The following is a 10,350-nucleotide window of genomic DNA, read 5'->3' on the forward strand; positions in this document are numbered from 1 at the left end:
GTCTCGCGCCTGCAACGCGTCGAGAACGTCGCTCACCTGGCCTGGTCACGGACAGATCCGTTCGGCTGACAGGTGGGTCGGAATGCTGGCTATCTCATCGGCGGTGAATTGCAAATTACCGATCACATCACACAGGCCGTGCCGCCACTGGTCGGGGTCGAGCCGTAGGGGACCACCGGTATTGCGCGAATCTTGGTAGATAATGCTTCCACCGTCCGAAGTAATATCCCGAAAATCGTACGAGCCGTCCCCGAGTAGGCTGGAGGGCTCGCGGCCGAAGTCGTAGGATTCGGTGTAGGCGCGATCGCCGATCCGGTAGATGCGTACAGAGCTGTTGGCGGCCACGACAAAGCGGCCCTCCCCGTCGAGAAAATTAGCCACGTAAGGCTTGTCGGCGTTCTCGACCACGCTGCGCAGTGGCCCAAGCTCCTTGCGCGGCGGATCGCGCCGCCATAATTCGAGAATGCCTGCACTACGGAGCACCGCGAAGTAGCGTCCGCTGGGGTCGAACTGCATAGCGATAGCGTCGATGGGCACCTTCACGGTCGCCGTTGTTCGCCCTGTGGTTAGGTTGATGACACGCACCGTGGGATCACCCCAAACAAGCACGGCCACCTGATTGTCCGTCGGGTAGTTGCCGACGAACACCTTCCGCGGCGTGTTCGCGTCGCGGCTCTTGGCGATGATGCCTCTGACATCGTAGTGAGCGAGTTCTTTGCCCGTGCGTGCGTCCCACTGCTGCACCCGCGTCCCGGAGACAGTCACGAGGTGTCCTTCCCGGTCGAAGAAGTAGTCGACATCAGCCGCAGAGGGTGGCTTGGGCATGGTGATTCGGGCAGTTCGCCGCAGCGTTGACACCTCTCGGACGGAGATGGCGTTCTTGGCGTCCCAGTCGGCCAGGAGCTTCCGGCCTGGGCCGAACACAAGGTGGTATTCGTCGGGGAGCCAGTACGGCTGCGGGCGGTTCACCTTGGCGATCAGTAGGTCGTCTCCGGGGCTGGACAGGGCAGGGCGTAGCTGCAAGGTCGCACCGTCGTCCACGACGCTGACGGTCCTGCTGCCGTCTGCAGTGAGTTTCTGGTCGCTCACATCGAGGACATTGGGCTCGGCGGACAGTTCGACGTAGTTGATCAGTGAGTCGCTGTGTCCAGCGAGCAAGAGATTTCCGCTGGACAAGACGAGGTCCGACGCAGTCGCCGTGATCCCGTCGAGTTGGGTGGCCCCGCTGATCTCCTTGCCTTGAGAGATGTCCACCAGCGCCAGATCCTTTCCTGACTTCGTGACGATGCGATGCCCAGTCACGTCGATGCCTTGGCCCTCGGTGCAGGAGCTGAGGTCGCCCTTGTAGAAGGGCCGTGCCTGCTGGGTGCCGTCAGAGACCCGCAGCAGGCGGTAGAACGCCCCCTTGTCGCCGCTGCGGCAGACGACGACTGCCGACCGGTCGCCGGAGACGAGGACGTCGTCGACATCGCGTACGACGGTCCGACTCTTCCCGGATGCCATGTCGAGGGCGACCAGGCCCGAGGGGTGTTCTCGTCCGAGGTGGGACTCCTCCAACAGCAGGCTTTTGTTGTCCGTGCCGATCCATAGCCTGCCGCTGATCTCCGCCGGCGTACGCACCCGCCCGCCGACGGTGCCGCGGTCCAGGTCCCACCACATCAGGTCCTCTTCTGACCGGACGGCGACGAACCGCCCGTCTACAGACATCGCGAACCCGTTTTTCAGGTCGGAGGGGTCCTTCATCAGGTCGGTCACCTTGGGAAGTTGATGCACCTTACCGACGATTCGATCTGCGTCGGGGTGTACCTGGAACCAACCGGCCGCCCCATTTTCACAGACATACGCGACCCGGCTACCGTCGGCCGAAACCATGGCGTAGAGGACTTGTTTGACAGCGAAGTGCTCGCTGCGCACCATGTCGTTGAGGGCATGCACGAATAGCATCGCCCGACCCGTCTTCGACCTAGCGAAGATCACCTTGCCGTTCCGGCTTGTTTGGAACTGCTCAACCGTCCCCAATAGGCCGGAGAGTATTCGGGTGGAGTCCGAATACTCCAGATACTGCCGCAGCAACTGGCTGCGTGCCTCCTGGGTGGAAGAGACCATCTGCGCAGCGAGCGCCAGCTTCACCGACAGCACCGGGTCAAACGCCTCCTGGTCCTGCGAGAACTGGACCAGGGAACGGGAGTCGGCGATCGCCTGTCGCTGCTGGCTCTCCTGCCGCGTGTACGCGAACAAGCTACCGAACAGCAGAGCCACGACGACCAGCAGACCGAGGCCGGACCACAGTGCCCTGCGCTTACGGGCTCGCGAACGGTGGTGAGCTCGGCCGAGTTTCAGGTACTCGCGCTCGACAGCGGTGAGTTCGGCCTCGCGCCCCGCCAGCCACTGCTGTGAGCCAGCCAGGGTGGCAGCGGTCGGCAGCAGGTCAAGAGCGCGTCCGTCTTCTTCCCAACGGCGCCGGTCATGATCCAGAGTCTCCCGCCAGACTAAGAAGGAGCGGTCCTCGGCCGCCCAGTCTTCTAGCTTGTCCCAGCTGGTGATGATGGCTTCGTGGATGAGCTCGACGGTCTCGGCCCCTACAGAGTCTTGCCCGATAACCAACAGACGGGCCCGGGCAGCAGCTAGTCGCTGCGCCAGGCGCCATTCGTCCTCACCCATTTCAGCCCGCGTGGCCACCCGACGGGTTACGGCAGCTGATTCCAGCGGTATACGAATGAGCCGGGTGAACAGCCGCCGTGCCATGGCCTCGTCGGACTGTGGGATGCAGTCGGTCCATACCTCGACGAGGTGGTCGCGCAGTGCCCCGGCGACACCGCCGATCCTCTCGTACGCCTCATGGGTGAGTCGGCCAGGCGTATACCGCTGCTGTTCCCGCCAGAGCTGGTCAAGGGCGAAGCTGAGTAGGGGCAGTGCACCGGGAGCGGCGCCGGTGTCGGCGAGGATCCGGTCGACCAAGTGCGGCTCGTAGCGTACTCCGGGGACGGCGTCCACCGGCAACGTGACGACCTCGCGGAGCTGGTCGGTGTGCATGGGGCCGAGGGCGTACACCTGTCGCCCGTCGAAAGCGTGGCCGAACCTTGGGTGCGCAAGGACCGCACCCAGGAAGTCGGCCCGCAGGGTGGTCAGGACCCGGACCGTCTCCGGCAGGGACTCGTCGAACAGGATGCCGGCCAGCTCGTCCACGGCCTCGGCCTCGTGCGCGAGTAGTTCCTCGAACTGATCGATCACGATCAGGAGTCGTCGGCTGTCCTGCCGGTGCAACAGCGGAGTAAGGACATCGGCCAAGCCCCGCTTCCTGATCAGTGCCTGGGCGAGCTTCGGGAGGCGATCGATCCTATCCGTCTCGGACAATCCGGGCTCCAGTAGCGCCAGCAACTCCGCAGCGAGACCGGCCGACGGGCTGCTGCCCGACGAGGGCCGCAGGACGACCACCGCGTTGCCCTTTGGCCGCATCCTTGGCACGACTCCGGCCTGGGCCAGGGAAGACTTGCCGGAGCCGGAAGGGCCCACGATTGCAGTCCAGTGCCCGCCGTCGACCATGCGGGCGACAGCATCGGACTCCGCGCGGCGACCGTGGAAAACTGCGGCGTCGACTTCCCCGAAAGACGACAGCCTGCGAAAGGGCGACGGCGGCAAAGCCAAAGGCCGTAGGTCGGGCCAGGCATTCAGCAGGCCAGCCGTTGGGATCAGATAGCTCGCCGGAGGCTCGCCTTCCTCGGCCAGGGCCATCATGCCGACGACGCCGCCCAGCTCCTCGTCCCACACCGGACTACCGCTGAAGCCGCGGGACACCCGGTAGCCGCTCGCCGCCATATCAGCCTGCACCCATCCGCTCGCCTGCCGCGCTCGGAGCACGGCCGAGTGCCACACGCCTCCAGGGCGGCCTGTGGGGAAACCGAACACCCGGGCAGGGTGCTCCCACACATCCGGCTCCTCGATCAGTTGGACGGGCTGAGTGCCGCGCACCGCGGCACTCAGGCGCAGTACCGCCACGTCTCCGGCGCCGGACGGCAGCACCGGAACCTGGTGCTCGACCCGTGCCGTGGTGTGCGTTTCGTCGTTGTCCGCACCGCCTACAGCGTTCTCGGTCCATGCCCGCAGCAGGGGGAACGTCACGCCTATGCGGGCGTCGGCTGCGGGCTCGGTGCCCGGTGGCTGGTCGAGCGCGGCATCGACCACATGCGCACAGGTCAGCGCAAGATCGTCGGCGACCAGAAAGCCCAGACCCACTGGCTCGCCCCGCCGGCCCCGGATCTGGAGCACGGCTCCCTCCAGGGCGTTCAGGCCCGCGCCGGGAGAAGGGACTGATGCTGAAGGTTCAAAGCCCGACGAACTGGGCACTGGAGCATTGGATCCTGAGGAATCAGGTGCCGGCCAGCCCGATGCGGTCGCCGTCACGACGCCGCCCCGGCCTCTCCTGGGACGGATGCCAGATCGAGGGCCGTGTGCCAAACGAGCGAGACCTTGAAGTTGGCCTGCGCGGCCGTGCTGGAGATCACCACGTCGGCCTCCGCCGACAGGGACAGGCCGAACTCGATACTGATCTCGTCTGGCTTGCGGGCCATGTCCTGGAAGCCGTCGACGAAGTTCTGCGCGACTGGTCTGACCGCGGCCAGCATGGTGCTCAGCGAGCGGGTGGCCCGCGCGATGACCTGTCCCGGTCTGGCGACCTGGACCAGACCGTCCCCGTTCTGCTCGACCTGCACCCTCACCACCTGCAGATGTCCTTCTGCCGTGCTGACCGGTAACTCCACAAGGTAGGTCACTACTTCCTCCCTCACCCGTACCGGCTCCCCACCGGCTTTCTGGGGCCCGGACACGTCATCGTCTCGTAACGACCCGTCAGAAGTAAGAGGTGAGGCCCCACGGCGTGGCAATGCGCAGGTTTCCTGAAAGCACCTGCGCGTCTGGCCGTACCATAGATGGGACCGTCCTGGTCCTTCTCCGCGCCGACGCTCGCCACCTCCAAGGTGGCGAGCGGGAGGCTCTTGAGGAGCCGACTGATCACTCACGTGCAGCCGTGCGGCCCGCTGTAGCTTCGTTCTGGCATGTTGGCTGCAGTGACAGGTAGGCCGCGAAGACGTGCCGGAGAGCGCGGGGTCAGGAGGTCAGCTGAGTGTCCCGGCCAATCCAGTTCTGTAGGGCTTGGTGACGAAACTGGACGGCGATTCCGGAGAGCCGGAACAGGCTGACGTCGTAGGCCCAGTCGAGAAACGGTCCCAGCTTGCGGCAGGGGAAGTGGCGGTGAGCAATCAGGACCGGGACACCAATCGCGTACAGAGTCCAGACTGAATTGCAGGTCCTACCGATGCCGATAGCCAGTCCCAGTCAGAGCCCAAGTACTGCTCCGTCGCCGAATGTAGTCCAAGACAGCCACGAGTAGGCCGCCAGGTTTGCCGCTCCGAATCCGGCGCTGAATGCCAGCCCGTACCACGTCAGAACCACGGCCTGGAATGCCAGTACCTGCCTCATCAGTCGGCTTGGCCGACTGACAGCTGATGGCCGACGGGTAAGGACGATCTCCGTGGCGAGGATCAGCCTGACGGAGACGAAGGAAAGTCCGTACGCGTGTCCCGGTGTCGGGTAGGGGTCCTGGCCGACGATGAGGACGCGTACGTCGTCGAAGGGCTGCTGGAAGGCCCGCAGGACGTTCGGCCCGGCCGGCAGATAGGTGCGCCCGGCCGCGATCTCACCCCGCAGGAAGTCACCCATGGCGGCGATGCGCCCGGCGACGGGTTCGAGGGCCTTCGCCCAGCCTTCTTCGACGATCTCGTTCAAGGGTCGTGGTGCCACGGGCGTCACCCTACTGCCGCGCGGGCGGAGTGGATCAACCCGTGGCCCACGCCCGGACGCGGCCGGCCGGGCCGCCGACTCCACCGCGCCCGCCCGCCGTTGCCGAGGGCGGCAGCCCTCATCCGATCACCGCGGCCCGTACGCAGAGCACGTCCGGCAGGTGCCGGGCGAGCTGCCGCCAGCTGTCGCCGTCGTCGGCGGAGGCGAAGAGCTCGCCGTTGCGGTTGCCGAAGTACACGCCCGCCGTCTCCGCGTCGTCGGTGCACATGGCGTCCCGCAGCACTGTGCCGTAGTGGTCCTCCTGGGGCAGGCCCGCCGTGAGCGGCTCCCACGAGCGGCCCGCGTCGGCCGTGCGGAACACCCGGCAGCGCCGGTCGGCCGGAACCCGGTCCGAGTCGGCGTTGATGGGGAAGACGTACGCCGTGTCGCCGCGGTGCGGGTGGGCCACCGCCGTGAAGCCGAACGTGGACGGCAGGCCCTCACCGATGTCCGTCCACTGCCCGCCCGCGTCGTCGCTGCGGTACACACCCCAGTGGTTCTGCAGGTACAGCCGGTCCGGGTCCGCCGCGTCCCGCGCGACCTTGTGCACGCACTGCCCGAACTCCGGGTTGGGGTCGGGCAGGAAGACCGCGGACACGCCCGAGTTGGAGGGCGCCCAGCTCGCGCCGCCGTCCGTCGTACGGAACACGCCCGCCGTCGAGACGGCCACCGTCACGGCCCGCGGGTCGCGCCGGTCGGTGAGGATGGTGTGCAGGCCCTCGCCCCCGCCGCCCGGTACCCACTTCGCGCGCGTGGGGTGCTCCCACAGCGGGCGGACCAGCTCGAAGGTCTCGCCGCGGTCCTCGGAGCGGTACAGCGCGGCCGGTTCCGTGCCCGCGTACACCACGTCCGGTTCCGCCGCGGCCGGGTGCAGCTGCCACACCCGCTCCAGCGAGGCACCCGTGTCCTTGGGGAACGTGACGGCCGGCCGGGCCGGTTCCGTCCAGGTCCGGCCCAGGTCGTCGGAGTGGAACACCGAGGGGCCCCAGTGCGCGCTGTCCCCGCCGGCCAGCAGCCGCGGCGTCCCGGCCCGGGTGTCGAGGGCGACCGAGTAGATCGCCTGTGCGGTGAAATAGGGGCTCTCGTCGAACACCCAGGCGCCACCTCGCCGGCGCCCGATGAACAGACCCTTGCGCGTGCCCACGGCAAGCAGGACCTCGGTCATGCCACACACCTCCGCGGCGTCGCCTTCGACGCCTTCGTCTCGGACACGGGCCAGTCTGCACCCCGCCACTGACAGTCACCTCCGCAGCGGGCTGCGCCGCAGGTCGGATGGGGTGTCGGAGGCCGGGGCGGGCCCGGCCCGTCAGTCGGCGGCTGGCAGTGCGCGACCGAGGACCGACGTCAGGTCGGCACCGTCCGGAAGGGTGCCGAAGGAGTGCCCCCAGTCGCCGCCCAGCCGGGTCACGCAGAAGGCGTCGGCGACGGCGGGCGGCGCGTACCGGACCAGGAGGGACGCCTGGAGGGTGAGGGCCATCAGCTCGACGAGCCGCCGCGCACTCGTCTGCGAGGCCACGGCCAGCCGGTCCTTGAGCCGGGTGACGGCCGCGTCGAGCCGGTCATCCGCGCCGCGCGCCAGGGAGAGTTCGGCGAACAGGGCCTCCCCGGCCGAGGGCTCCCGGCCGAGCGCCCGCAGCACGTCGAGCGCGTTGACGTTCCCGGAGCCCTCCCAGATCGACAGCAGCGGGGCCTCCCGGTAGTGGCGCGGCATGCCCGACTCCTCCACGTAGCCGTTGCCGCCCAGGCACTCCAGGGCCTCGGCCGTGAACGCCGGGCCCCGCTTGGTGACCCAGTACTTGCCGACGGCCGTCGCGATCCGCCGGAAGGCCGCCTCGCCCGCGTCCCCGCGCGCGGCACGGTCGGCGGCGCCCGCCAGCCGCAGCGTGAGGGTCGTCGCGGCCTCCGACTCCAGCGCCAGGTCGGCCAGCACGTTCCGCATCAGCGGCTGATCGATCAGCAGCGCGCCGAACGCGCTGCGGTGCCGCACATGGTGTCCGGCCTCCACGAGCGTCTTGCGCATCAGCGTCGCCGACGCCATCACGCAGTCGAGGCGGGTGCAGTTGACCATCTCGATGATCGTCTTGACGCCCCGCCCCTCCGGCCCCACCAGCCACGCCACCGTCCGGTCGAACTCGGGCTCGGAGGAGGCGTTGGACCGGTTGCCCAGCTTGTCCTTCAGCCGCTGGATGCGGAACGGGTTGCGGGTGCCGTCGGGCAGCACCCGCGGCACCAGGAAGCAGGACAGCCCGCCCGGCGCCTGCGCCAGTACCAGGAACACGTCGCACATCGGTGCCGACGTGAACCACTTGTGCCCGCGCAGCGTGTACACCCCGGGCTCGGCGGTGGGCGTGGCCGTCGTCGTGTTGGTCCGGACGTCGGAGCCGCCCTGCTTCTCGGTCATCCCCATGCCCGCCAGCAGCCCGGGCTTCTCCGTCGGCACCCGCAGCACGGGGTCGTACTCCCGGCTGGTCAGCAGCGGCTCGTACACCTTCGCGAGCTCCGGCTGGGCCCGCAGCGCGGGGACGGCGGCGTACGTCATGGACGTCGGGCAGCCGTGCCCGGCCTCCGTGTGGCCCCACACCAGGCCGCCCGCGGTCCGCGCGACGTGCGCGCCGGGCCGGGCGTCCGCCCAGGGCGCGCCGGCCAGGCCCTCGGCGACCGCCGTGCGCATCAGACGGTGCCAGCTCGGGTGGAAGTCGACCTCGTCGACGCGATGGCCGTACCGGTCGTGGGTGCGCAGCACGGGCTCGTGCCGGTTCGCCAGTTCGCCCCACTCCTGCGCCTCGGCGCTGCCGGCCCGCTTCCCGAGCCGCCTGATGTCCCCTTCGGCCCAGTCGGCGCCCTCCCTCCGCAGGCCCTCCAGCAGGGCCGCGTCGTCGGACGCGTCGTAGGGCGCCGGGGGAGGGGGCTGGTTGGTCACGGCGTGGGTGCCCGGTCCGTCGTACTCCCCGTGCTCGGGGTGCGGGAACTGCGTGAGAGTCGAGGCCATGCCCTCAGTGTTGCACTGGCGCTGCGGTCGCAGCAATAGTGCAACAAGTCCGGGACCGTACAGTACGTGACCATGCGCAGGAACGTGCCGGACCGGCCCGGCGAGCTCGAACCACGGCCCCTGTCCGCGCGGTCCGTCGTACTCAGCCTGCTGCTGGGCACCCACCCCGCCGAACTGCCCGCGCGTGAACTGACCCGCGCCGTCGGGCGCTTCGACGTCGGCGGCTCCACGCTGCGCGCCGCCCTCAGCCGCATGGTGGCCGCCGGTGACCTGCGGCGCACGGACACCGGCTACCGCCTGAGCGACCGGCTCCTGGAGCGCCAGCGGCGCCAGGACGAGGCCGTGCGGCCCCGCACGCGCGCGTGGGACGGCGACTGGGAGATGGTCGTGATCACCGCCACGGGCCGCGGCCCCGCCGAACGCGCCGAGCTCCGCACCCGGCTGACCGGCCTGCGGCTCGCCGAACTCCGCGAGGGCGTCTGGCTGCGCCCCGCCAATCTGCGCCGGCCCCTGCCGGACGACCTTGACCGGGTGGCCGAGCACTACACGGCCCGCCCCGCCCGTCCCGCGCGGGAGACGGCCGCCCGCCTGTGGCCGCTCGACGCCTGGTCGGCCACGGCCCGCGCCCTGCTCCACCACGTCGACCATGCCGCCGGCGAGGACCGCCCGGCCGCCCGGCTCGCCGCCTTCGCGGCCGTCGTGCGCCACCTGCTCGCCGACCCGGTCCTGCCGCCCGCGCTCCTGCCCGCCGACTGGCCGGGCCCGGCCCTGCGCGCCGCGTACGGCGACTACCAGCGGGAGACGGCGCGCGCCGTGACCACGTGGGAGTAGGACGAAGGCGCTTTCCGGTCGGCGCTCCGCGGGAGGGGCGCCGCCGTACTCCGTCCGGCGTCATCGGCCTACGCATCTCGTTCCCGGACCGATGACCTGCGCGGTCGCGGGGACGCGGCGGGCCCCCCGGCGCGCCGTCCAGCACGAGCGCGGTCGGTGTCCCGCCCGCACCGTGGGCGGCGGCGTCCGCGGCGGCCGGGACGACGCCCGTCCGGCCGGGGCCGAGCCGGTCCCGCAGCCAGGTCCGCCCGCGCGCTGCTGCCGTGCCATGGCGCATTCACCTCGCGTCCCGTCGCTCAGCCGGATGTCCGGCCGCACACCGCTCGGCCCTGCCGCCTGGACAGGGCGGGGCAGCAGGCGCTGACCTCGCAGGGCGAGCGTGAGCGCCCCGGCGACGCCCGGGCGAGCGGTCACGGCACGGCTGACGGAGGCCGTGGCGTGAGGCAGGCCCGAGCCCCGCGCGTACTCGGGCCCGGGGTCTGTCTCACGGGCCGGGCGCCCTCGAGTTGGTGGTGCGGCGAGAGCGTGCGCCGGGCGTCGTGCGGCAGGCGCACGCCCTCGCGACAGGCCTAGATGTTCTGTCCCGGGAGGTTGTGGACGGTGACAGGGCTCACGGCTGACCGATCTTGAAATGGGTGAGGGCCTTCTGGCCTGGTGTGGATTGCGACATCTGCACCAGCAACAGAAAGGCCCTC

General features: G+C 69.6%; 5 protein-coding genes and 1 pseudogene. 1 reads left to right on the forward strand and 5 read right to left on the reverse strand.

Annotation, left to right across the window (positions count from 1 at the left end; translation table 11 throughout):
• Positions 1-45: 45 nt before the first annotated feature.
• The 5 genes and pseudogenes from ABZ354_RS19695 to ABZ354_RS19715 form a co-directional block, all read right to left on the reverse strand.
• Positions 46-4,266, reverse strand: a complete 4,221-nt coding sequence (locus ABZ354_RS19695; protein WP_358658355.1) for a trypsin-like peptidase domain-containing protein — start codon at positions 4,264-4,266, stop codon at positions 46-48.
• Positions 4,267-4,397: 131 nt separating this feature from the next.
• Positions 4,398-4,769 carry a CU044_2847 family protein gene (locus tag ABZ354_RS19700; RefSeq protein ID WP_358658357.1) on the reverse strand — a complete coding sequence of 124 codons (372 nt, stop codon included), beginning with the start codon at positions 4,767-4,769 and terminating at the stop codon, positions 4,398-4,400.
• Between the two features lie 784 nt (positions 4,770-5,553).
• A pseudogene (locus tag ABZ354_RS19705) lies at positions 5,554-5,796 on the reverse strand (uracil-DNA glycosylase); the annotation flags it as partial.
• 118 nt (positions 5,797-5,914) lie between these two features.
• On the reverse strand, positions 5,915-7,069 hold the full coding sequence (locus tag ABZ354_RS19710; RefSeq protein ID WP_358658359.1) for an exo-alpha-sialidase: 1,155 nt from the start codon (positions 7,067-7,069) through the stop codon (positions 5,915-5,917).
• 72 nt (positions 7,070-7,141) lie between these two features.
• On the reverse strand, positions 7,142-8,824 hold the full coding sequence (locus ABZ354_RS19715; RefSeq protein ID WP_358658361.1) for an acyl-CoA dehydrogenase family protein: 1,683 nt from the start codon (positions 8,822-8,824) through the stop codon (positions 7,142-7,144).
• Positions 8,825-8,896: 72 nt separating this feature from the next.
• On the opposite strand from ABZ354_RS19715, the gene ABZ354_RS19720 reads away from it, so the two are divergent.
• Positions 8,897-9,655: a PaaX family transcriptional regulator C-terminal domain-containing protein gene (locus tag ABZ354_RS19720; RefSeq protein WP_358658363.1), complete on the forward strand. Its 759-nt coding sequence runs from the start codon at positions 8,897-8,899 to the stop codon at positions 9,653-9,655.
• Positions 9,656-10,350: the final 695 nt, after the last annotated feature.

This window comes from Streptomyces sp. NPDC005925 (assembly GCF_040638805.1).
In the GTDB taxonomy this organism is placed as follows: domain Bacteria; phylum Actinomycetota; class Actinomycetes; order Streptomycetales; family Streptomycetaceae; genus Streptomyces.